This is a genomic window from Streptomyces sp. DH41 (genome assembly GCF_029813785.1).
GTDB lineage: Bacteria > Actinomycetota > Actinomycetes > Streptomycetales > Streptomycetaceae > Streptomyces.
Genome location: NZ_JARVKY010000007.1, coordinates 222806 through 244893, shown reverse-complemented (window position 1 = coordinate 244893; position 22088 = coordinate 222806). Strand labels below are relative to the sequence as shown.

22 protein-coding genes and 5 tRNA genes are annotated in these 22088 nt (G+C 70.6%); 9 read left to right on the top strand and 18 right to left on the bottom strand.

Annotated elements, in window-relative coordinates:
- Positions 1–74: 74 nt before the first annotated feature.
- Together thiD and QC283_RS14590 are read right to left on the bottom strand one after the other, a co-directional pair.
- Entirely contained in the window at positions 75–872 is a 798-nt protein-coding gene (gene thiD, locus QC283_RS14595) for a bifunctional hydroxymethylpyrimidine kinase/phosphomethylpyrimidine kinase (RefSeq protein WP_279561923.1), read from the bottom strand.
- Positions 869–1837, bottom strand: a complete 969-nt coding sequence (locus QC283_RS14590) for a thiamine-phosphate kinase (RefSeq protein WP_279561922.1) — start codon at positions 1835–1837, stop codon at positions 869–871. The genes thiD and QC283_RS14590 overlap by 4 nt, the downstream gene beginning before the upstream one ends.
- Before the next feature lie 227 nt (positions 1838–2064).
- Between QC283_RS14590 and QC283_RS14585 the strand changes: the two genes are divergently transcribed.
- Complete coding sequence (locus QC283_RS14585; RefSeq protein ID WP_053137604.1) at positions 2065–2298, top strand: Lrp/AsnC family transcriptional regulator; 234 nt, start codon at positions 2065–2067, stop codon at positions 2296–2298.
- A 284-nt stretch (positions 2299–2582) separates the two neighbouring features.
- Here QC283_RS14585 and QC283_RS14580 read toward each other — a convergent pair whose 3' ends face one another.
- From QC283_RS14580 to QC283_RS14570, 3 genes are all read right to left on the bottom strand, one after another.
- The gene (locus QC283_RS14580) at positions 2583–3740 is read right to left on the bottom strand and encodes a D-alanine--D-alanine ligase family protein (RefSeq protein ID WP_279561921.1); all 1158 of its coding nucleotides are present in this window, start codon (positions 3738–3740) and stop codon (positions 2583–2585) included.
- A gap of 93 nt (positions 3741–3833) precedes the next feature.
- Positions 3834–4844 carry an NAD(P)H-dependent glycerol-3-phosphate dehydrogenase gene (locus QC283_RS14575; protein ID WP_279561920.1) on the bottom strand — a complete coding sequence of 337 codons (1011 nt, stop codon included), beginning with the start codon at positions 4842–4844 and terminating at the stop codon, positions 3834–3836.
- On the bottom strand, positions 4841–5644 hold the full coding sequence (locus QC283_RS14570) for a lysophospholipid acyltransferase family protein (protein WP_279561919.1): 804 nt from the start codon (positions 5642–5644) through the stop codon (positions 4841–4843). The genes QC283_RS14575 and QC283_RS14570 overlap by 4 nt, the downstream gene beginning before the upstream one ends.
- Before the next feature lie 143 nt (positions 5645–5787).
- Here QC283_RS14570 and cofC point away from each other — a divergent pair, with 143 nt between their 5' ends.
- Both cofC and QC283_RS14560 read left to right on the top strand, forming a co-directional pair.
- Entirely contained in the window at positions 5788–6426 is a 639-nt protein-coding gene (cofC, locus tag QC283_RS14565) for a 2-phospho-L-lactate guanylyltransferase (RefSeq protein ID WP_279561918.1), read from the top strand.
- Positions 6427–6435: 9 nt separating this feature from the next.
- On the top strand, positions 6436–6639 hold the full coding sequence (locus QC283_RS14560) for a hypothetical protein (RefSeq protein ID WP_279561917.1): 204 nt from the start codon (positions 6436–6438) through the stop codon (positions 6637–6639).
- Positions 6640–6825: 186 nt separating this feature from the next.
- Here QC283_RS14560 and QC283_RS14555 read toward each other — a convergent pair whose 3' ends face one another.
- The 4 genes from QC283_RS14555 to leuC all read right to left on the bottom strand — a co-directional run bounded on the left by QC283_RS14555 (position 6826) and on the right by leuC (position 10159).
- Positions 6826–7485: an HU family DNA-binding protein gene (locus QC283_RS14555; protein ID WP_279561916.1), complete on the bottom strand. Its 660-nt coding sequence runs from the start codon at positions 7483–7485 to the stop codon at positions 6826–6828.
- A 137-nt stretch (positions 7486–7622) separates the two neighbouring features.
- Positions 7623–7853 (bottom strand): hypothetical protein, encoded by a 231-nt coding sequence (locus tag QC283_RS14550; protein WP_279561915.1) that lies wholly within the window; start codon positions 7851–7853, stop codon positions 7623–7625.
- 276 nt (positions 7854–8129) lie between these two features.
- A complete protein-coding gene (leuD, locus tag QC283_RS14545) occupies positions 8130–8723 on the bottom strand; it encodes a 3-isopropylmalate dehydratase small subunit (protein ID WP_279561914.1) in 594 nt (197 codons plus the stop codon).
- A gap of 5 nt (positions 8724–8728) precedes the next feature.
- Positions 8729–10159, bottom strand: a complete 1431-nt coding sequence (gene leuC, locus QC283_RS14540) for a 3-isopropylmalate dehydratase large subunit (protein ID WP_279561913.1) — start codon at positions 10157–10159, stop codon at positions 8729–8731.
- Between the two features lie 197 nt (positions 10160–10356).
- On the opposite strand from leuC, the gene ndgR reads away from it, so the two are divergent.
- On the top strand, positions 10357–11073 hold the full coding sequence (gene ndgR / locus QC283_RS14535; protein WP_279561912.1) for an IclR family transcriptional regulator NdgR: 717 nt from the start codon (positions 10357–10359) through the stop codon (positions 11071–11073).
- 147 nt (positions 11074–11220) lie between these two features.
- Here ndgR and QC283_RS14530 read toward each other — a convergent pair.
- The 6 genes from QC283_RS14530 to QC283_RS14505 form a co-directional block, all read right to left on the bottom strand.
- Positions 11221–11293: transfer RNA gene (locus QC283_RS14530), tRNA-Glu, on the bottom strand.
- 43 nt (positions 11294–11336) lie between these two features.
- Positions 11337–11408, bottom strand: a tRNA-Gln gene (locus QC283_RS14525).
- A 20-nt stretch (positions 11409–11428) separates the two neighbouring features.
- A tRNA-Glu gene (locus QC283_RS14520) sits at positions 11429–11501 on the bottom strand.
- Between the two features lie 62 nt (positions 11502–11563).
- Positions 11564–11636 (bottom strand) — tRNA-Glu (locus QC283_RS14515).
- A gap of 41 nt (positions 11637–11677) precedes the next feature.
- Positions 11678–11749 (bottom strand) — tRNA-Gln (locus QC283_RS14510).
- Between the two features lie 92 nt (positions 11750–11841).
- Positions 11842–12576: an HAD family hydrolase gene (locus tag QC283_RS14505; protein WP_279561911.1), complete on the bottom strand. Its 735-nt coding sequence runs from the start codon at positions 12574–12576 to the stop codon at positions 11842–11844.
- A gap of 120 nt (positions 12577–12696) precedes the next feature.
- Here QC283_RS14505 and QC283_RS14500 point away from each other — a divergent pair, with 120 nt between their 5' ends.
- Positions 12697–13149, top strand: coding sequence for a hypothetical protein (locus QC283_RS14500; protein ID WP_279561910.1), 453 nt, complete (start codon positions 12697–12699; stop codon positions 13147–13149).
- Between the two features lie 79 nt (positions 13150–13228).
- On the opposite strand, the gene gltX is transcribed toward QC283_RS14500, so the two are convergent.
- From gltX to QC283_RS14485, 3 genes are all read right to left on the bottom strand, one after another.
- Positions 13229–14716 carry a glutamate--tRNA ligase gene (gltX, locus tag QC283_RS14495; protein ID WP_279561909.1) on the bottom strand — a complete coding sequence of 496 codons (1488 nt, stop codon included), beginning with the start codon at positions 14714–14716 and terminating at the stop codon, positions 13229–13231.
- Entirely contained in the window at positions 14700–15476 is a 777-nt protein-coding gene (locus QC283_RS14490; protein ID WP_279561908.1) for a fumarylacetoacetate hydrolase family protein, read from the bottom strand. Before QC283_RS14490 ends, gltX begins: the two co-directional genes overlap by 17 nt.
- A 187-nt stretch (positions 15477–15663) precedes the next feature.
- Positions 15664–15852, bottom strand: a complete 189-nt coding sequence (locus tag QC283_RS14485; protein ID WP_279561907.1) for a hypothetical protein — start codon at positions 15850–15852, stop codon at positions 15664–15666.
- A 601-nt stretch (positions 15853–16453) separates the two neighbouring features.
- Here QC283_RS14485 and QC283_RS14480 point away from each other — a divergent pair.
- The 4 genes from QC283_RS14480 to QC283_RS14465 all read left to right on the top strand — a co-directional run bounded on the left by QC283_RS14480 (position 16454) and on the right by QC283_RS14465 (position 21925).
- The gene (locus QC283_RS14480) at positions 16454–20437 is read left to right on the top strand and encodes a sensor histidine kinase (protein ID WP_279561906.1); all 3984 of its coding nucleotides are present in this window, start codon (positions 16454–16456) and stop codon (positions 20435–20437) included.
- Between the two features lie 9 nt (positions 20438–20446).
- Positions 20447–20860, top strand: a complete 414-nt coding sequence (locus QC283_RS14475; RefSeq protein WP_003973453.1) for a roadblock/LC7 domain-containing protein — start codon at positions 20447–20449, stop codon at positions 20858–20860.
- A 110-nt stretch (positions 20861–20970) separates the two neighbouring features.
- On the top strand, positions 20971–21369 hold the full coding sequence (locus QC283_RS14470; RefSeq protein ID WP_003973454.1) for a DUF742 domain-containing protein: 399 nt from the start codon (positions 20971–20973) through the stop codon (positions 21367–21369).
- Positions 21350–21925 carry a GTP-binding protein gene (locus QC283_RS14465; protein WP_003973455.1) on the top strand — a complete coding sequence of 192 codons (576 nt, stop codon included), beginning with the start codon at positions 21350–21352 and terminating at the stop codon, positions 21923–21925. The genes QC283_RS14470 and QC283_RS14465 overlap by 20 nt, the downstream gene beginning before the upstream one ends.
- The last annotated feature ends 163 nt before the right edge of the window (positions 21926–22088 follow it).

The following is a 22088-nucleotide window of genomic DNA, read 5'->3' as shown; positions in this document are numbered from 1 at the left end:
GGCTTTTTGCCGTGTCGGAAAACCGGCGCGGCGGGCAGTCCCGCCCATGCCGCGCCACTCCCCTCCCCGGGCGCTCAGCCGTGGTCCCGCCCGAGCGCCCAGCCGTGGTCCACCGGACCGATGCCGCCGCCGAGCGCGAACCCGGCCGCGATCGCCCCGGTGACGTACTCCTTGGCCGCCGCGACCGCCTCCGGCACCGACCGCCCCTTCGCCAGTCCGCAGGCGACGGCCGACGCGAGGGTGCAGCCCGTGCCGTGGGTGTGCCGGTTGTCCAGGCGCGGGGCGCGCAGCCAGTGCTCCTCCAAGCCGTCGGTGAGCAGGTCCACGGCGTCGCCGCGCAGATGGCCGCCCTTGATCAGGACCCAGCGCGGCCCGTACTCCAGGACGGCCGCCGCCGCGCGGCGCAGATCGGTGTCGGACTCGACGCGTACGCCGGTGAGTTGCCCGACCTCGTCGAGGTTCGGGGTCGCGACGGTCGCCACCGGCAGCAGCTTGGTGCGTACGGAGTCCAGCGCGGAGGCGGCGAGGAGCGCGTCCCCGTGCTTGGAGACGCCGACCGGGTCGACGACGGCCGGGGCGTCGGTGCCGCCGATCAATTCGGCGACCGTCTCGACCAGTTCGGCCGAGGAGAGCATCCCGGTCTTGACCGCCTGGACGCCGATGTCGTCCACGACGCTGCGGTACTGGGCCCGCACCGCCTCCACGGGCAGTTCCCAGGCGCCCTGCACGCCGAGCGAGTTCTGCGCGGTCACCGCGGTGAGCACGCTCATGCCGTGCGTGCCGAGGGCGAGCATCGTCTTCAGGTCGGCCTGGATGCCGGCGCCGCCGCCGGAGTCGGAGCCGGCCACGGTGAGGACCAGGGGAAGGCTCATGACTCCACGTCCTCGCCGAAGTGGTCCCAGCCGCCCTTGCTGGTCCAGGGCGCCCCGTCGACGGTCACCTGGGGCAGGGCGGAGGGGTTGAGGACCTCGCCGATGACCTTCCAGCGGGCGGGCAGCTTCACGTCGGGCGGGAAGGTGGCCACGATCGCGTGGTCCTCTCCCCCGGTGAGCACCCACTGCATGGGGTCGACACCGACGGCCTGACCGATGTCGTTCATCTGGGACGGGATGTCGATCTGCCCGGAGCGGATGTCGATCCTGACCTTGCTGGCCTCGGCGATGTGGCTCAGGTCGGCGATCAGCCCGTCGCTCACGTCACACATCGCGGTGGCGCCGAGGCCCGCGGCGGCCGGCCCCGCGTGGTACGGCGGCTCCGGGCGGCGGTGGGCCTCGACGAAGGCGCGCGGCGAGCGGAAGCCCCGGGACAGCACGGCGAACCCGGCCGCGGACCAGCCGAGCCAGCCGGTCACCGCGACCAGGTCGCCGGGCCGGGCGCCGCCGCGGGTGACGGGCTCCTGGTTGCGCAGGTCGCCCAGCGCGGTGATGGAGACGGTGATCGTGTCGCCGCGCACCACGTCGCCGCCGACCACGGAGGCACCCGCGACCTGGCACTCGTCGCGCAGGCCGTCCATCAGCTCGGTCGGCCAGGCCACCGGCAGTTCGGCGGGCACGACCAGGCCGAGCAGCAGCGCGGTCGGTACGGCGCCCATGGCCGCGATGTCGGCCAGGTTCTGCGCCGCCGCCTTGCGGCCCACGTCGTACGCGGTGGACCAGTCACGACGGAAGTGCCGGCCCTCCACCAGGATGTCGGTGCTGGCCACCACTCTGCGGTCGGGCGCGGCGACCACGGCGGCGTCGTCGCCGGGGCCGACCCGGACCGCCGGGGTGGTGGTGAGACGGGAGGTGAGCTCCCTGATGAGCCCGAACTCCCCGAGCTCACCAACAGTGCCCTTCATCGACTTGGCTCCCCTTCTGTCCCTGTCCGTGCCCGGTCGCGCGTCATCTGTGTCCTCGTTACGGTCGAAATGACCGTCGCCACGGTCGGCGTGATCGCCGACTCGCGTCATCGCGGCACCCCGGCGCGCGAGTCCCGTATTCCGCGGATCTCCCCGTGGAGAGCGGCGACGCGATACCGTGGCGTTCCTTTTCCCCACATGATCCTCGTGGCCGCTCTGGAGGTTCCGTGGTACAGGCGTACATCCTGATCCAGACGGAGGTCGGCAAAGCGTCGACCGTCGCCGAGACGATCAGCAAGATCCCTGGAGTGATCCAGGCCGAGGACGTGACAGGACCCTACGATGTCATCGTCCGCGCCCAGTCCGACACCGTCGACGACCTGGGGCGCATGGTGGTCGCCAAGGTCCAGCAAGTGGACGGCATCACCCGCACTCTGACCTGTCCGGTCGTTCATCTCTAGCCCCCTTCCGCCCCTTCGCGCTCGCGCTGCTGATCGCCGCCGCAGGCTGCTCCCTCAGCAGACGACAGCGAGTCGGCGGCGGTTCCGGCCCGGGCGCGAGGTCGTCAAGCTGTCGCTGAACCCGGACACGGCGCTGCCGCCGGCAGGAGGCGGGCTGGGGAAACCCGCTGATCATACTGCGCTGCGGGGCGGGGGGACCCTCGGAGGAGGTGTGGGTTCCCACCGGTCGTGACGAAGGCGATCCCCGAGGGGATCGCCTTCGTCGTGGTGCGCCGGGCGGGCCGTCAGCGCAGTCCCGTGGGCCGCCGCAGCGCCGCCTGGACCAGCCGGTCCACCAGTTCCGGGTAGCTCACACCGCTCGCCTGCCACATCTGCGGGTACATGGAGATCGGCGTGAAGCCGGGCATGGTGTTGATCTCGTTGATGACGAACTCGCCGTCCTCGGTGAGGAAGAAGTCCGCGCGCACCAGCCCCTCGCAGGAGGCCGCGTCGAACGCCGCCACGGCGAGCCGCTGGATCCCGGCGGTCTCGTCCGGCGTCAGCGGGGCGGGGACGATACCGGGGGTCGAGTCGATGTACTTGGCCTCGAAGTCGTAGTACGCGTGCTCCGAGGGCGGCGGGATCTCCGCGGGGACGGAGGCGCGGGGGCCGTCCTCGAACTCCAGCACCCCGCACTCGATCTCCCGGCCGCGCAGCGCGGCCTCCACGAGGATCTTCGGGTCGTGGCGCCGGGCCTCCTCGATCGCCTCGTCGAGCCCTGAGAGGTCCTCGACCTTGGTGATGCCGATCGAGGAGCCCGCGCGCGCGGGCTTCACGAACAGCGGCCAGCCGTGCTCGCCGGCGAAGCCGACGACCTTCTCCCGGGCGCCGGAACGGTCCTGCTCCCACTCGCGGGGGCGGATCACCACGTACGGGCCGACCTTCAGCCCGTAGGAGGTGAACACGGCCTTCATGTACTCCTTGTCCTGGCCGACGGCCGAGGCGAGGACGCCCGCGCCGACGTAGGGCACACCGGACAGCTCCAGCAGGCCCTGGAGGGTGCCGTCCTCGCCGTAGGGGCCGTGCAGCACGGGGAAGACGACGTCGACCTCGCCCAGCGCCTTGGGCACCGAGCCGGGTTCGCTGTAGACGACCTCGCGGTTGCCGGGGTCGACGGGCAGCACCACGCCGCCCTCGGTCGACTCGGCCAGCTCCTCGACGTCGGGGGTACGGCGTTCGGTGATCGCCATGCGTTCCGGTTCGTCGGCGGTGAGGGCCCAGCGGCCGTCCCGGGTGATGCCGATCGGCAGGACGTCGTACTTGGTCCGGTCGATGGCCGCGAGGACGGCGCCGGCCGTGACCACGGAGATCCCGTGTTCGGAGCTGCGCCCGCCGAACACGACGGCCACACGCGGTTTGCGAGGCGGCTGCTCGGGGCTCTGGGGGAGGTTCTCGGTGCTCATATCGCGTCGAGGGTACCCGCCCGTAGGGCCCCGACACAGCGTCCCGGGGGCCGCGTGGCGCGGGTCGGCGCCCAGGTTCCGTTCCGGCGTCGCTCAGCGTCGTTCCGGCTTCGCGCTGCGCGACATCAGCTCCTTGAGCGCGACCACCGGGGGCTTGCCCTCGTGCACGATGCCCACGACCGTCTCGGTGATCGGCATGTCGACGCCGTGCCTGCGGGCCAGATCCAGTACGGACTCGCAGGACTTGACGCCCTCGGCGGTCTGCCTGGTGACCGCGATGGTCTCCTGGAGGGTCATGCCCTTGCCGAGGTTGGTGCCGAAGGTGTGGTTGCGGGACAGCGGCGAGGAGCAGGTCGCCACCAGGTCGCCGAGACCGGCCAGTCCGGAGAAGGTCAGCGGGTCGGCGCCCAGGGCGACCCCGAGACGCGTGGTCTCGGCGAGGCCGCGCGTGATGAGGGACCCCTTGGCGTTGTCACCGAGGCCCATGCCGTCCGCGATGCCCACGGCGAGACCGATCACGTTCTTGACGGCGCCGCCGAGTTCGCAGCCGATGACGTCGGTGTTGGTGTACGGGCGGAAGTACGGCGTGTGGCAGGCGGTCTGGAGCCGCTGGGCGACGGATTCGTCGGGGCAGGCGACCACGGCGGCGGCCGGCATGCGGGCGGCGATCTCCCGGGCCAGGTTGGGTCCGGTGACCACGGCGATGCGCTCGGCGCCGACCCCCGCGACATCGTCGACCACCTCGCTCATCCGCATCGCGGAGCCGAGTTCGACGCCCTTCATCAGCGACACCAGGACCGTGCCGGGCGCCAGCAGCGGCGTCCAGTCGGCGAGGTTGGCGCGCAGCGTCTGCGACGGGACGGCGAGGACGGTGAAGTCGGCGTCCCGCGCTGCCTCGGCGGCGTCGGTGGTGGCCCGCAGGTTCGCGGGGAGTTCGACGCCGGGCAGGTAGTCCGGGTTGGTCCGGGTGGAGTTGACGGCGTCGGCGAGTGCGGCGCGGCGCCCCCACAGGGTGACGTCGCACCCCGCGTCGGCGAGGACCGCGCCGAAGGCCGTACCCCATGATCCGGTGCCGAAGACTGCCGCCTTGACGGGCTTGCTCACGTGCTCTGCCCTTCTGCCTGCGGTCCCTGCGTGTGCGCCCGCGTCGTCCGTGCCTGTGTCTGTGCCTGCGTCTGCGTCCGGCGCCGCTGCTCGATCCGCTCCCGGCGCGGGTCGTAGGGCGTTTCGGGCGCCTTCTCGCCGCGGATCTCCTCCAGCTGGCGGGTGACGGCGGCCATGATGACCTCGGTGGCCTCCTTCAGCACCTCCGCGGTCATCTCCTGGCCGTAGAACCGCGACAGGTCGACCGGCGGGCCCGCCAGTACGCGGTGGGTCTTGCGCGGGAGGATGCTGGGCTTCTTGGCGTACGGCGGCAGCAGTTCGTTGCAGCCCCACTGGGCGACCGGGATCACGGGGCACCTGGTCTGCAGCGCGACGCGCGCGGCACCGGTCTTGGCGGTCATCGGCCAGCCGTCCGGGTCGCGGGTGAGGGTGCCCTCGGGGTAGAAGGCGACGCACTCGCCGCGCTCTACGGCGTCGATCGCGGCCCGGAAGGCGCTCAGCGCGTCCGTGCTCTCGCGGTAGACGGGGATCTGCCCGGTGCCCCGCATCGCGGCACCGACGAATCCCTTCCGGAAAAGGCCGCTCTTGGCCAGGAATCGCGGGACGCGCCCGGTGTTGTACTGGTAGTGCGCGTACGCGAAGGGATCCACGTGCGAATTGTGGTTCACGGCGGTGATAAAACCACCGTCGACCGGAATGTTGTCCATTCCCCGCCAGTCCCGCTTGATCAGAACCATGAGCGGCGGTTTGCAGAGCACCGCGGCGAAGCGGTACCAGAAGCCGATTCTGCGGCGGGGCACGCTGACACCTTTCCTCCAGGGCCTGGGGCCGGACAAGTGTCGCCCCGGGCCGCCCGTCTGTCGAGAACACCGTACGCCCCGGAGAGTGAACCGCCAGGTCCCCCAGGTGACAATGACGGCGACGAGAGAAGGACGGAACGCTCGTGCAGTGGACCTTGGTCGTACCCGTGAAGCCCCTTGCCCGGGCCAAGAGCAGGCTGTCGGACACCGCGGACGACGGGGTGCGGCCGGGCCTCGCGCTGGCGTTCGCCCAGGACACCGTGGCGGCCGCGCTGGCCTGCCCGGCGGTGGCGGATGTGGCAGTAGTCACGGACGACCCGCGGGCCGGACGGGAGCTGGCGGCGCTGGGCGCGGGGATCGTCGCCGGGGAGCCCGGCGGCGGTCTGAACGCCGCCCTGCTGCACGGGACGGCCGTGGTACGGGCGGCTCGTCCCGAAAGTCCGGTGGCCGCGCTCAACGCCGATCTCCCCGCGCTGCGGCCGGCGGAATTGGCGCTGGTACTGGCGGCTGCCACACAATTCCCGCGCGCTTTTCTCCCCGATGCCGCCGGAATCGGCACGACTCTGCTGGCCGCGGCTCCGGGTCGTGAATTGTCCCCCGCTTTCGGTACGGATTCCCGGGCCCGCCACCGCGCGTCCGGCGCCGTGGAACTGCGGCTCGACGCGGTGGATTCCGTACGGCAGGACGTCGACACCGGCGACGATCTGCGCACCGCACTGGCGCTGGGGGTGGGGCCCCGTACGGCCGCGGTGGCGGCGCGGTTGCTGATCGTCGGGCAGTAGGCTGCCGACATGCAGGCGACCGCGTACACGTACGACCCGGAAAGCCGCAGCGGGCAGGTGCTGCTCGACGACGGCACGCCCGTGCCCTTCGACGCGGCGGCGTTCGACGCGGGGGGCCTGAGACTGCTGCGGCCCGGACAGCGGGTGCGGATCGAGACCGACGGCGCGGGTACGGACCGCCGGATCACGCTGGTGACGCTCCAGACGTTCTGATCCGCGAAGTTCCCGCCCACAGCGCCCACACCGCCCCCAAGCGCCGGGAACGCCGATCTTCCGTCGGACGCATGCCGGAGTCCTGTCGGGTCCCGCACACGCCGCGGGCCGGACTCCGAGAGGGAGTCCGGCCCGGCGCGTGAGTGCCCCTGTGCCTGTTCGCCTGCTGCTTCCTGCGGCTGCCTGCTACTTCTTGCGGGCGGTGGCCTTCTTGGCGGTGGTCGTGCGGGCGGTCGACTTCTTGGCCGGAGCCTTCTTGGCCGTCGCCTTCTTCGCGGGGGCCTTCGTGGCCGTGGTCTTCTTCGCCGCCGCCGTGGTGCTCTTGGCGGGGGACTTCTTGGCGGGGGCCTTCTTCGCCGTCGCCGTCTTCGCCGCGCCGGCGGTCTTCTTCGCCGTCGCCTTCTTCGCCGCCGCGGTCGTCTTCTTGGCCGCGCCCGTGGCCTTCTTCGCGGCGCCCGTGGCCTTCTTGGCGGCGGCCTTCTTGCCCGCGGCCTTGGAGATGGTGGGCGGCGGGCCGGACAGGCTGCCCTTGGGGGCCTTCTTGACCGCGATGTCGTTCTTCGGGAGCTTCTTCGAGCCGCTGACCAGGTCCTTGAAGCCCTGACCCGCGCGGAAGCGGGGCACGGAGGTCTTCTTGACCCGAACCCGCTCGCCCGTCTGAGGGTTGCGGGCGTAGCGGGCCGGGCGGTCGACCTTCTCGAAGGAGCCGAAGCCGGTGACCGAGACCCGGTCGCCCGAGACCACTGCACGGACGAGGGCGTCCAGGACCGCGTCGACAGCGTCGGCGGCCTGCTGTCGGCCGCCCAGTTTGTCGGCAATCGCTTCTACGAGCTGCGCCTTGTTCACGTCTTCCCCTTCGGAGACATCGCCAGAACGAAAGTGTTCAAGCTTTTTCGCACGTTAGGCAGATATATACCGCAAATCAAACACGAAACGGGCTAATCACCCTTGTGCCGCAACGGACTCGGGCTCTCCCGGCCTGTTCAGCCTTCCTCTTCGGGGAATCGGCCCTCGTCGAGGTCCGCGGTGAACCGCTCCAGACGCCTTGCCGCACCGGCGAGATCGTGTTTGGCCGCGGCCGTAATGACCAGCAGCTTCCGGGTCAGCGCCATCCGTACGCCCTCCGGGACTTGCAGTGCGCGCACTCTTGTGTGCGCTTCTTTGAGCCGGACCGCGACCGCCGCATAGAGCTCGAGTTGGCCGTCGTGTTCCATGCACAGATTGTGCCATCTGGGGCGAGTTGTCGCCTGCGCAGGGGGCAACTGCCGCCTCGGACGGCCTTCCAGACTCACCCGGAGGCCGCGCTTCCATTACTCTCGTACCCCTGCAACCACGCCTCTAACGTGGGAAGTTGAGCGATCCGCCCGTGACACGCGAGGGCCGTAGGCAGCAGAAACGGCTGTACCCCCGATCGGGCCGATCGGGGGTACAGCCGGGGTATTGGGTGGCCGAAACTCGACCTTGCGACGGGCCTCCGAGGCCCTCCGGTCTCAGACCGGGAGGGTCTGCGGCTTGAACGACGGGCGCTTGGCCTCGTAGCCGGCGATGTCCGCCTCGTTCTGGAGGGTGATCGAGATGTCGTCCAGCCCGTTCAGCAGCCGCCAGCGGGAGTTCTCGTCCAGCTCGAAGGAGGCGGTGACGCCTTCGGCGCGGACCTCGCGGGCCTCGAGGTCGACCGTGATCTCGGCCTGCGGGTCGTTCTGGGTGAGCTCCCACAGGGCGTCCACGGTCTTCTGGTCGAGGACCACCGTGAGCAGGCCGTTCTTCAGCGAGTTGCCGCGGAAGATGTCGGCGAACCGGGAGGAGATCACGGTCTTGAAGCCGTAGTTCTGCAGCGCCCAGACGGCGTGCTCACGGGAGGAGCCGGTACCGAAGTCGGGGCCGGCGACCAGCACCGTGGCGCCCTCGCGCTCGGGCCGGTTGAGCACGAACTCCGGGTCCTTGCGCCAGGCCTCGAACAGCCCGTCCTCGAACCCGTCCCGGGTCACCTTCTTGAGCCAGTGGGCGGGGATGATCTGGTCGGTGTCGACGTTGCTGCGGCGCAGCGGGACGGCCCGGCCGGTGTGGGTGGTGAACGCTTCCATGACTCTCAGACTCCTGCGGGCGTGGGGACGTCGGCGGCGGACAGGTCGGCCGGGGAGGCCAGGTGGCCCAGGACCGCCGTCGCGGCCGCGACCTGCGGCGACACCAGGTGGGTGCGGCCGCCCTTGCCCTGCCGTCCCTCGAAGTTGCGGTTGGAGGTGGACGCGGAGCGCTCACCGGGGGCCAGCTGGTCCGGGTTCATGCCCAGACACATCGAGCAGCCCGCGTGCCGCCACTCGGCGCCGGCCTCCTTGAAGACCACGTCCAGGCCCTCGGAGACGGCCTGCAGACCCACCCGCGCGGAGCCCGGGACGACCAGCATCCGTACGCCGTCGGCGACTTTGCGGTCCCGCACGATCTCGGCGGCGGCACGCAGGTCCTCGATGCGGCCGTTGGTGCAGGAACCTACGAAGACGGTGTCCACGTTGATGGAGCGCAGCGGCTGCCCGGCCTCCAATCCCATGTACTCCAGTGCCTTTTCGGCGGCGAAGCGCTCCGAGGCGTCTTCGTACGAAGCCGGGTCGGGGACGTCGGCGGAAAGCGGCGCGCCCTGGCCCGGGTTGGTGCCCCAGGTGACGAACGGCGACAGCTCGGCGGCCTCGATGACGACCTCGGCGTCGAACTGGGCGCCGTCGTCCGTGCGCAGCGTCTTCCAGTACTCCACCGCCGCGTCCCAGTCCGCGCCCTCGGGGGCGTGGGCGCGGCCCCGGAGGTAGGCGAAGGTGGTCTCGTCGGGGGCGATCATGCCCGCGCGGGCACCGGCCTCGATCGACATGTTGCAGATGGTCATGCGGGCCTCCATCGAGAGCTTCTCGATGGCCTCGCCGCGGTACTCCAGGATGTAGCCCTGGCCGCCGCCGGTGCCGATCCTCGCGATGATCGCCAGGATCAGGTCCTTGGCCGTGACGCCGTCGGGCAGTTCGCCGTTGACGGTGATCGCCATGGTCTTCGGGCGGGCCATGGGCAGCGTCTGGGTGGCCAGCACGTGCTCGACCTGGGAGGTGCCGATGCCGAACGCCAGCGCGCCGAAGGCGCCGTGCGTGGAGGTGTGCGAGTCGCCGCAGACCACGGTGGTGCCGGGCTGGGTCAGACCCAGCTGCGGGCCGACGACGTGTACGACGCCCTGCTCGACGTCGCCCAGCGGGTGCAGCCGGACGCCGAAGTCCGCGCAGTTCCGCCGCAGCGTCTCCAGCTGGATCCGGGAGACCGGGTCCGCGATGGGCTTGTCGATGTCGAGGGTGGGGGTGTTGTGGTCCTCGGTGGCGATGGTCAGGTCGAGCCGGCGCACCGGGCGGCCGCTCTTGCGGAGGCCGTCGAAGGCCTGCGGGCTGGTCACCTCGTGCAGCAGGTGCAGATCGATGAAGAGGAGGTCGGGCTCGCCTTCGGCGCGCCGGACGACGTGGTCGTCCCAGACCTTCTCCGCGAGTGTCCTACCCATCGCTTTCCCTCCGGTCGGCGACGAAGCGCCGACCCAACTAGAGATCTTGGGGAAGCGGTGCCCGCACCCCTGTGTTTCCGGGCAACCGCCACCAGGCCCGTGCGTCACGGGCCGTTGTGACTTCCTGCCGTCCAGAGTGGCGGGTTCCATGGAAAATTGAACTTGCGTTTCACAGAGTGAGACGGGAGTATCGTTGCATGGACAACAGTAGCGGCGTCGGCGTTCTGGACAAGGCGGCCCTCGTCCTGAGCGCTCTGGAGTCCGGCCCGGCCACCCTCGCGGGGTTGGTCGCTGCGACCGGACTGGCACGACCCACGGCCCACCGCCTGGCCGTGGCGCTGGAACACCACCGTATGGTGGCGCGCGACATGCAGGGCCGTTTCATTCTCGGCCCGCGCCTGGCCGAACTGGCCGCGGCGGCCGGCGAGGACCGCCTGCTCGCCACGGCGGGGCCGGTGCTCACCCACCTCCGTGACATCACGGGCGAGAGCGCTCAGCTCTACCGCCGCCAGGGGGACATGCGGATCTGCGTGGCCGCGGCCGAGCGCCTGTCGGGCCTCAGGGACACCGTGCCGGTAGGTTCCACGCTCACCATGAAGGCCGGTTCGTCGGCGCAGATCCTCATGGCCTGGGAGGAGCCCGAGCGTCTTCACCGCGGTCTGCAGGGTGCCCGCTTCACGGCGACGGCCCTGTCCGGTGTGCGGCGGCGGGGCTGGGCGCAGTCCATCGGCGAGCGGGAGCCGGGCGTGGCGTCCGTCTCCGCCCCGGTGCGCGGCCCCTCCAACCGTGTGGTGGCCGCCGTGTCCGTCTCCGGACCCATCGAGCGCCTCAGCCGCCACCCGGGCCGTATGCACGCCCAGGCGATCATCGACGCCGCCGGCCGCCTCTCCGAGGCCCTGCGCCGCACGGGCTGACCGCACCCTCCCGGACACGTGACCGGAACGGGCCCGCCTCAACGCCGCGGCGGGCCCCCTCCCGGGGCGACGGCACCGTACGGACGTCGGAAACCGCGAAAACGCCGGTGGCCCTCCGCTGAAGCGAAGGGCCACCGAACCGTGTTGTACCCCCGACCGGATTCGAACCGGCGCTACCGCCTTGAGAGGGCGGCGTGCTAGGCCGCTACACAACGGGGGCGTGGATCTTGCAGGCGTTAATGCTACATCGCCGCAGATCCGAGCTGGTCTACCAGGACTCGAACCTAGACTAACTGAACCAGAATCAGTCGTGCTGCCAATTACACCATAGACCAATGTGGTTTAGACCAGTTCGTACCCCCGACCGGATTCGAACCGGCGCTACCGCCTTGAGAGGGCGGCGTGCTAGGCCGCTACACAACGGGGGCCCTAGCGATCCTGCATCGAGAACAATGGGTGCGACCCGGACTGTTCCCGCGGGAAGGATCTGTACCCCCGACCGGATTCGAACCGGCGCTACCGCCTTGAGAGGGCGGCGTGCTAGGCCGCTACACAACGGGGGCTTTGTGGAGTTGATCTCCACGGCGCAGATAAGCTCTGCGAGCTGGCCTACCAGGACTCGAACCTAGACTAACTGAACCAGAATCAGTCGTGCTGCCAATTACACCATAGGCCACTGGAACGCAAGCCCCTGGGGGATCTCGTTCTAGCGTTGCGCTTCCGGTTCCCGGCCCTTTCGGCCCGCTCCTCGGCGGCGCAGGAAGAACATTACCCGAAGGTGGACGGGGCTCCAAAACGGGTATCGGCGCCGAGGAGCGCGGGGAGTTCGGAGAGGGAGGCGATCCGGCGCGGCCCGACGGGCGGATCGACCGTCGCGTACACGCCACCGCGGTCGATCCAGACCGACAGCAGCCCGGCGTCCGCGGCTCCGCGTCCGTCGATCTCCGGGTGGTCGCCGACGTAGGCGACCTCGGGCGGGGTGAGGCCGAGGGCGTCGCAGGCGGCCAGGAAGGCGCCGGGCTCGGGCTTGGAGACGCCCAGCTCGGCGGCGCACAGGATCGCCTCGAACCGGTCGTGCACGCCGAGGACGCGCAGCTTGCGGTCCTGGACGGTCAGGCTGGAGTTCGAGAGCACGGCGTGCCGGTGGCTGCCGGCGAGGGCGTCGAGGACGGGCAGGACGTCCGGGAAGAGGGACCAGGCGGCCTCGTAGTGCGTGACGTACCGCTGGAACCAGTCGTCCGCCTCGGCGTCCGTCAGCTCCGGCCGGCCCAGGAAGACCCGGGTGCGGTCGCGCCGCTGTGTGACGAAGTCGACCTCACCGGCCGCGAAGCGGGCCCATTGCCGCTCGGTGATCTCCCGCCAGCGCACGAGGGCCTCCTCGGCCGACCCGTACCCCGCGAGGAGCCCTTCCGCCACGAGATGGGCGCGCATGCCCTCGCGGTCGGCGGTGGTGTAGTCGAAGAGGGTGTCGTCGACGTCCCAGACAACGGCTCGGATCGGCATGCCACCGACCGTACCCAACACTCACCGCAACCGCCCGGCCACAGAACCGTTGACAGTTTCAACCTGTCCCTGAATGATCACTCCGGTTTGTCAACCAGTGGGATTCGAGGGGGATTTGCAGTGAACGGTCGGTTCACGAAGCGCGTCGGCACGCTCTTCGCCAGCAGCGCACTGATACTCGGCACGTCCTTCACGATCGGATCGACCGAAGCGGCGGCGGCGGCCCAGTGGACGTTCGAGAAGGGGTCGGTCAGCTCGGACGGCGACTTCAACATCACCGCCTTCAACAACGGCACCTTCGCGGGCGCGATGCAGTGGAACGCCGACCCGTCCGGCAGCACCCCCGGAGACGCGTTCAGGGTTCTGGACCGGCTCGCCGACGGCTGGGGCCTGGAAGCCACGATGATCAGCCCCTCGACCGGACGCAAAGCCACCACACGCGGGCACAACGCCCCCTACACCAGCTCGTGGAACTCGGGGAACCTCACCGAGGGCAGCACGGTGTACATCCAGCTCTGCGCGGTCAAGGGAGACAGCACCAGGTGCGGTCTCGCCTACTCCGGGCGCGCCTGAGCACAGTGATGGAGTGACGAAGTGACGACAGGGCGGCAGCTTTCGCGCTGCCGCCCTGTTCGCGTGTGCCGGATGCCGTCTACGCGGCCGTGAGCCTCGCCAGGGCCGCGTCGATCCTGGTCAGCGTCTTCTCCTTGCCCAGGACCTCCAGGGACTCGAAGAGGGGCAGGCCGACCGTGCGGCCGGTGACGGCGACGCGGACGGGGGCCTGGGCCTTGCCGAGCTTGAGGCCGTGGGCCTCGCCGGCGGCCAGGACGGCCTCCTTGAGGGACTCGGGGGACGTCCAGTCGGCCGCGTCCAGCTTCTCCCGGGCGGTGCGCAGCAGGGCGTCGGAGCCCTCCTTCATCGCCTTGGTCCAGGACGCCTCGTCGACGGCCGGCTCCGGCAGGAACAGGAAGTCGACGTTGTCCGTGATCTCGGAGAGGACCTTCAGGCGGGTCTGCGCGTGCGGCGCGATCGCCTGCCACTTGGCCTCGTCGAAGTCCTGGGGCGCCCAGGGGGCGACGGGGGCCTTCAGCCACGGGCGACAGCGCTCGGTGAAGTCCTTCACCTCGAGCAGGCGGATGTGGTCGGCGTTGATCGCCTCGCACTTCTTGAGGTCGAAGCGGGCCGGGTTGGGCTGGACGTCGGAGACGTCGAAGGCCGCGACCATCTCCTCGATCGTGAAGATGTCCTGGTCGGCGGAGAGCGACCAGCCGAGCAGGGAGAGGTAGTTGAGCAGGCCCTCGGGGAGGAAGCCGCGCTCCCGGTAGAGGTTCAGGCTCGACTGGGGGTCGCGCTTGGAGAGCTTCTTGTTGCCCTCGCCCATGACGTACGGCAGGTGGCCGAAGGCGGGGATCTCCTTGGCGACGCCCAGCTCGATCAGCGCCTTGTACAGGGCGACCTGGCGGGGGGTGGAGGAGAGCAGGTCCTCGCCGCGCAGGACGTGGGTGATCTCCATCATCGCGTCGTCGACCGGGTTGACGAGCGTGTAGAGGGGGGCGCCGTTGGCGCGGACGATGCCGTAGTCCGGGACGTTCTCGGGGAGGTAGGTGATCTCGCCGCGGACCAGGTCCGTGAAGGTGATCGTCTCCTCGGGCATCCGGAAGCGGACGATGGGCTCGCGGCCCTGCGCCTCGTACTCCTCGACCTGCGCGTCGCTCAGGTCGCGGCAGTGGCCGTCGTAGCCGGAGGGCTTGCCTGCGGCGCGGGCGGCCTCGCGGCGGGTGTCCAGCTCCTCCTGGGAGCAGTAGCAGCGGTAGGCGTGGCCGGCGTCCAGGAGCTTGGCCGCGACATCCTTGTAGATGTCCATGCGCTGCGACTGGCGGTACGGCGCGTGCGGGCCGCCGACCTCGGGGCCCTCGTCCCAGTCGAAGCCCAGCCAGCGCATCGAGTCCAGGAGCTGGTCGTACGACTCCTCGGAGTCGCGGGCCGCGTCGGTGTCCTCGATGCGGAAGACCAGCGTGCCCTGGTGGTGCCGGGCGAACGCCCAGTTGAACAGGGCGGTGCGGACCAGGCCCACGTGGGGGTTACCGGTGGGCGAGGGGCAGAAACGGACGCGTACGGGTGCGCTAGCCACGCTTGACAACCTTGTTGGTGAGAGTGCCGATGCCTTCGATGGTGACGGCGACCTCGTCGCCGACGTTGAGGGGGCCGACGCCGGCCGGGGTGCCCGTGAGAATCACGTCGCCGGGGAGGAGCGTCATCGCCTCGGAGATGTTGACGATCAGATCCTCGATGGAGTGGATCATCTCGCTGGTGCGGCCGAGCTGGCGCTGGCCGCCGTTGACCGTGAGCTGGATGGTGAGATCGCTCGGGTCCAGGTCGGTCTCCACCCAGGGGCCGAGCGGGCAGGAGGAGTCGAAGCCCTTGGCCCTGGCCCACTGCTTCTCGCGGCGCTGGACGTCGCGGGCGGTGATGTCGTTGGCGCAGGTGTAGCCGAGGACGACGTCCTTGACCCGTTCGCGCGGGACCTCGCGGCACATGCGGCCGATGACGACGGCGAGCTCGGCCTCGTGGTGCAGTTCCTCGGTGAAGGAGGGGTACTGGATCGCGTCGCCGGGGCCGATGACCGAGGTGGACGGCTTGAAGAAGGCGAACGGGGCGTCGGGCACCTCGTTGCCGAGTTCGCGTGCGTGTTCGGCGTAGTTGCGGCCGAAGGCGACGACCTTGTTGGGGAGTACGGGCGGCAGGAGCCGCACCTTGCTCAGGGGCACCTTGGTGCCGGAGAGCTCGAAGTCCGCGAACGGGATGCCCTTGATGATGTCGAGGACGAGCTGGTCCGGCTGGTCGCCCTCGACCGCGCCGAAGGCGACGTTCCCGTCGATGGAGAACCTGGCGATGCGCACGGGTTGCTTGGCCCCTTGACTGAGCTGGCTGGAGTCTGACGCTCCAGGCTAACGCGGCGGGGCCGGTCCACAGGGCGGGCGCCTCGCGCATGACGTTCCGTGGCCGCCCGGCGAGGGGCGGTGGTTCGTCGCGCGGGCGCCCGGGTGCCCGTACGGCCGGCTGAACGGTCGGCGGCCGGGTGGCGTACTACTGTGCGACGGAGGCCGCGACCGGCATCTCCATCAGGATGGTGCGCCGGGGGTTGGCGGTCTGGGCGGGGAGCTCGACGGCGTGCTCGGGCTGGTCCGGCGTCGCCAGCTCGGTGGCGGCGTCGAGGTGCGCCAGCGTGGTGCGTCGCGGGTTGGCGATCTTGTGGAACATCGTCGTCGTCTTCACGGTTGAACGAGACCCTGTCGTGTCCGGGCGCCGGGGGCTGACAAGAACCCCTGCGAGGGCGCGGGTTGTCGGTTTTGCCTTCTCTGTAAAGCGTCAGGCTAAACATGCGATTCCCCGCCGACCCGAGCGAGGCCCGTCATCTGCGTGTGAGTTTGCTCACTTAACCAGGGGCAAACCGGTCAATTCCGGCTCGCACGCCAGCCCGACGAAACCGACATTGCCCACCTGAAGCCATCATTCCGCTGCTGATCATGTCGACTGGGACACCGTCGGCGCACCGGCGACTCGCGGACGTATATCCGTTTTGCGGGTGATCATTTTCTACGTCCGGTGACTCGTCCCTCACGTGCTGTCACGTACCTCACGGGCTGACCCACGGGCCTTGTTGGAGATCCCGCACTGTGCTGGAATTCCACGGACCGCTGCGGGATCGAGCCGGTGCACAGGGGGCGCACACCAGCGCCGAGCGGCGGCGAGAAGGGGGAACCAGCGCCGGTCACTCACGACCGCCACGGGGGCGTATTCAGGGCGCCCCTATGACGCCGACACCGTGCCCGTCCGTTCACGCGGAGGGGCGCCTGGTCCAGAGGTTGCGACGCTAGTGCAGGGACGTTTCAAGAGGGATGGCAGCGCTTCGGCGGAGCCGGAGCCGCACGGCGGGACCGGCCCCAAGGCCGTCGGTTCCTCGCCCCAGCACGCCCAGAACCAGGGCCAGGACCAGTCCGGCGACAGTGGGGACCGCGCCGGACGCTCCGGTCAGGCGGCGGCCTCGTCCGCTCCCGACCAGAAGCCGTCCGCCAAGCCGGCCAAGGCCTCGACCGGCCCCGGCCCGCGAATAGCCCTGCGCAACTGGCGGATCTCCACCCGTCTGGTCTCGCTGCTCGCGCTTCCGGTGGTCGCCGCCACCTCGCTGGGCGCGATGCGGATCAACCAGTCGATGGACGACATCCAGCAGCTCGACAACATGAAGCTGCTGACCGAGATGACCAAGCAGGCCACGGAGCTGGCCGCCGCGCTCCAGGAGGAGCGCGACCAGTCCGCCGGTCCGCTGGCCCACGGCTCGACGTCCAGCGCGATCTCCGTCAAGGGCGACCGGGAGAAGACTGACCGGGCCCGGAAGAACTTCCTCGACAGCTCCGAGGCGATCGACGCCGCCAGCAAGGACGGCAACCTCGTCGGCGTCCGCGACAGCCTCGTCGGCCTCGCCGGCGACCTGAACGACCTCGAGCGGATCCGGAGCAACGCCTACCAGGCCGAGGACAACTCGACCCAGACGGTCGAGGCCTACCACCGCCTGATCACCCACCTGCTCGACCTCTCGCAGGACATGGCGGAGGCGACCAGCAACCCCGACATGATCCAGCGCACGCGCGCGCTGTCGGCCTTCTCCTCGGCCAAGGAGTACGCGTCCATCCAGCGCGCCGTCCTCGCGGCCGCCCTTCCGGCGAGCAACACCACGAAGCCCGACCTCTCCGAGAACGACCGGCTCTACGCCGAGTCCGCGCTGCAGAGCCAGAAGTCCGACATCCGCAGCTTCACCAGCATCTACGGCGACGGTGCCGAGGAACTCCTCAAGCCGATCTCCGAGGGCAACGCGGTGATCGAGTCGTCCGACGAGTACGCCGGCCGCGCGCTCGGCAAGAAGGGCGCCATCGGCGGCCTGAACAAGCGGTCCTACCAGGACTGGCTGGACGACAGCTCCACCAAGATCCAGCAGATGAAGAACATCGAGCTCAACCTGCTGGAGGACATGGAGCAGCAGGCCCGCGAGCTGCGCAGCGAGTCCGAGCGCGAGGCGATCATCTCGGGTGTGGTGATCCTGCTGGTGCTCGGTGTCTCCCTGGTCGGCGCCTTCGTCGTGGCCCGCTCCATGATCCGCTCGCTGCGCCGCCTGGAGGACACCGCGACCAAGGTCGCCCAGGACCGCCTGCCCGAGCTGGTCAAGCAGCTCTCCGAGACCGACCCGCAGGACGTCGACACCTCGGTGGAGTCGGTCGGTGTGCACTCCCGGGACGAGATCGGCCGAGTGGCCTCCGCCTTCGACGACGTGCACCGCGAGGCGGTCCGCCTCGCCGCCGAGCAGGCCCTGCTGCGGGGCAACGTCAACGCGATGTTCACCAACCTCTCGCGCCGTTCCCAGGGCCTGATCCAGCGCCAGCTGTCGCTCATCTCCGAACTGGAGTCCCGCGAGGCCGACCCGGACCAGCTGTCCTCGCTGTTCAAGCTCGACCACCTCGCGACGCGTATGCGCCGTAACGGTGAGAACCTCCTCGTCCTCGCCGGTGAGGAGCCCGGCCGACGCTGGACCCGTCCGGTCCCGCTGGTCGACGTGCTCCGTGCCGCCGCCTCCGAGGTGGAGCAGTACGAGCGCATCGAGCTGTCCTCCGTGCCGACCACCGAGGTCGCCGGCCGCGTGGTCAACGACCTCGTGCACCTGCTCGCCGAGCTGCTGGAGAACGCGACCTCGTTCTCCTCCCCGCAGACCAAGGTCAAGGTCACCGGTCACGCGCTGCCCGACGGCCGCGTGCTGATCGAGATCCACGACACCGGTATCGGCCTCTCGCCGGAGGACCTGGCCGCGATCAACGAGCGGCTCGCCTCGCCGCCCACCGTGGACGTCTCCGTCTCGCGCCGCATGGGTCTGTTCGTGGTCGGCCGCCTCTCGCAGCGCCACGGCATCCGCATCCAGCTGCGTCCGTCCGACTCCGGTGGTACGACCGCGCTGGTCATGCTGCCCGTCGACGTCGCCCAGGGCGGCCGCAAGCCGCAGCCCAAGCAGGGTCAGTCCTCCTCGGGCAACGGCGGTCCGGCCGCCGCGCAGGCCGCGGCCGGTGTCGCGGCGGCCCGGCGTGGTGGCGGCCAGGGCGGCGGCGCGTTCGGAAGCGGCGGCGCCTTCGGCGGCGGTGGCGGTGCCCTCGGCGCCGGTGCGCCGGGCGGCGGTGCCCTCGGCGCCGGTCAGGGCCCTCGGGCCGCACTGCCCGGACGGGACACGGGCGGTCGTCCGGGTGCGCCGGGTGGCGCGCGCGGGCCCCAGTCCCCGGCGGGCCCGAACCAGCAGAACCGCCCGGCTCCGGCCGGCGCGGGAGCGGGCGGCGGTGCCGGTCAGGCGCCGGGTGCTCCGCAGGGCCTGCAGGCCGCGGGCATGAACGCCCCGCAGGGCCAGGACTCCTCCGTCTTCGGCGGCGGGCGCGGTCCCTCCGCTCCCCCGCAGCGCGGCAAGCGCCGCGGCAACGGGAAGGGCGACGCCGAGCAGGGCCGTCGTCCGCAGCTGCCGCCGCGCGGCGGTCCGCGGGCCGAGCTGCCCGGCGGCAACCCGCAGCCCCGTACGCCGAGCTGGAGCGACGAGAACGCGCAGCCGCCGGTGCCGCGCGCCTCGCTGGACGCCCCGCGTGGTCACGAGGAGCCGGACAGCTCCCGTACGGACCGCACGCCGCGCTTCGACGACCGGCAGGGTCCCGGCTCGACCAGCGAGATGCCGGTGGTCCCCCAGCTCGGTGAGTCGCAGGGCCCCGCCGCCACGTCCGAGTTCGCCCGCCCTGACTTCGACGCCCCGGCCCCTCGCCAGGACGATCCGCAGAACACGGGCCAGTTCCCCCAGCCCGGCCGGGACCAGTACGGCCAGGACCAGTACGGCCAGGGTCAGTACGGTCAGGACCAGTACGGCCAGAGTCAGTACGGCCAGGACCAGTACGGCCAGGGCGGCATGAGCGCCCCGCAGAACGACCAGTTCGCGCGCCCCGAGCCGGCCGCCCCGCAGCAGGACGGCGGGTCCTTCGTCCGCTCGGACGTCTTCGGCAGCCAGCCCGGTCAGGGAAACCGGACGGGCCAGCCCGGTCAGGCCGGTCCGAACGACCCGGCCCGGACCGGACCGTTCACCGGCGCCCAGGGCTTCGACAACGGCTCGACCGGGCAGCACCGCCTGCCGGACCGGCAGAACCCGGCCGCCACCGGGCAGTTCGAGCGTCCGCAGCTCAACGGCGCGCAGGGCGGCAACGACTTCGGCGCCCCCCGTCCGCCGGCCCCGGCGCAGCGTCCCGCCCACCAGGAGCCCGCGGGCCCGAACGTCAACGGGAACTCGGGCGGCACCGCCGCCCAGCAGCCCGGTGACGGATGGGCCCTGCCCCCGGCCGCCGGACCCGGTGACGGACGTACGCCACTGTTCGACACGCTGGAGACCAACTGGTTCCACGGCGACCGCGAGGCCAGGGCGCAGCACGACGCGCCGGCCGCGGACCCGGAGCCGCAGGCCGCCCAGCCCCAGACCCCGGCGGCCCCCCAGCGGCCCGCCACCTCCGCCTGGCGCAGCTCGCCGAACGACGACCTCGTCCGGCAGGCCGAGCGCGTCCGGCAGCCGGCCGCGGGCGGAATCACCACCTCCGGCCTGCCGCGCCGGGTGCCCCGGGCCAACCTGGTCCCGGGCACGGCACAGCAGCAGTCGCAGCAGAGCGGTCCGCAGGTATCGCGTGCGCCCGACGAAGTGCGCGGCCGGCTGACCAATCTCCGTCGGGGAATCGCACAGGGCCGTCAGGCCGGTACCAACCAGACCGGCAGCTATCCGCGGCCCACTCACCAGCAGGAGCGTTAGTTGAGCCCGATGAGCCAGGCGGCACAGAACCTCAACTGGTTGATCACGAATTTCGTGGACAACACCCCGGGGGTGTCCCACACCGTCGTCGTGTCCGCCGACGGACTCCTCCTGGCGATGTCGGAGGGCTTTCCGCGCGACCGCGCCGATCAGCTCGCGGCCGTCGCCTCGGGGCTGACCTCGCTGACCGCCGGGGCGTCCCGGATCTTCGAGGGCGGCAACGTGGCACAGACGGTCGTGGAGATGGAACGCGGGTTCCTTTTCCTCATGTCCGTCTCCGACGGCTCGTCCCTGGCCGTCCTCGCCCACCCGGAGTGCGACATCGGCCTCGTCGGCTACGAGATGGCGCTCCTGGTCGACCGCGCGGGGGCGGTACTCACGCCCGACCTGCGCGCTGAGCTACAAGGAAGTCTGCTCCACTGAAGGGCCCCGGCACCACCCGTGTTACCAAATCACCGTCCGGCCGCCACAATCCCCCCACCGGCCTCGTCAGACGGCACGACTGACCAACTGCTGTCCCGCCCGGAGGATTCATGACCCCGCCCACCGCCTCTCATGATCCGTACGCGGAGCCGTACGAGGACGAGGGCGACCAGCCGCTGGTTCGTCCGTACGCGATGACCGGCGGCCGGACGCGGCCGCGCTATCAGCTCGCCATCGAGGCGCTGATCAGTACGACGGCCGACCCGGCAGCGCTCATGGGGCTGCTTCCCGAGCACCAGCGCATCTGCCATCTGTGCCGCGAGGTGAAATCGGTGGCCGAGGTGTCGGCCCTGCTCGCGATGCCGCTCGGCGTGGCCCGGATCCTCGTCGCGGACCTCGCGGAGGCCGGGCTCGTAGCGATTCACCAGCCTGGCGGCGATGAGAACAACGGCGGTGCGCCTGACGTGACACTGCTCGAAAGGGTGCTCAGTGGACTTCGAAAGCTCTGACGGAGGTCGGGCGACCACCTCCGCGAAGATCGTGGTGGCCGGCGGCTTCGGCGTCGGCAAGACCACGTTCGTGGGCGCCGTCTCCGAGATCAACCCGCTGCGCACCGAGGCCGTGATGACCTCTGCCAGCGCGGGGATCGACGACCTCACACACGCCGGGGACAAGACGACCACCACGGTCGCCATGGACTTCGGACGTATCACGCTCGACCAGGACCTGATCCTGTACCTGTTCGGTACGCCCGGCCAGGACCGTTTCTGGTTCATGTGGGACGACCTGGTGCGCGGTGCCATCGGCGCGGTCGTGCTGTGCGACACCCGCCGGCTGGCCGACTGCTTCCCGGCGGTGGACTACTTCGAGAACAGCGGGCTGCCGTTCGTCGTCGCGCTCAACGGCTTCGACGGTCAGCAGCCGTACTCCCCGGACGAGGTCCGCGAGGCGCTGCAGATCGGGCCGGACACTCCGATCATCACGACCGACGCCCGGCACCGCGCCGACGCGAAGAGTGCGCTGATCACGCTGGTGGAACACGCGCTGATGGCCCGCCTCCGGTAGGTCCGCGGGCGGTCGCAGCCAAGTCGGCAGGGTTCTACGGCGCTTGTCGTAGGCGGTTTGGAGCCGACTGTGTCCTTTGACACGGTCGGCTCCACCGTTCATAACGTTTCGGCAGAGGAATCGGGTGGTACCAACACGCGACGCGGTCAACTGGTCTCGCTGT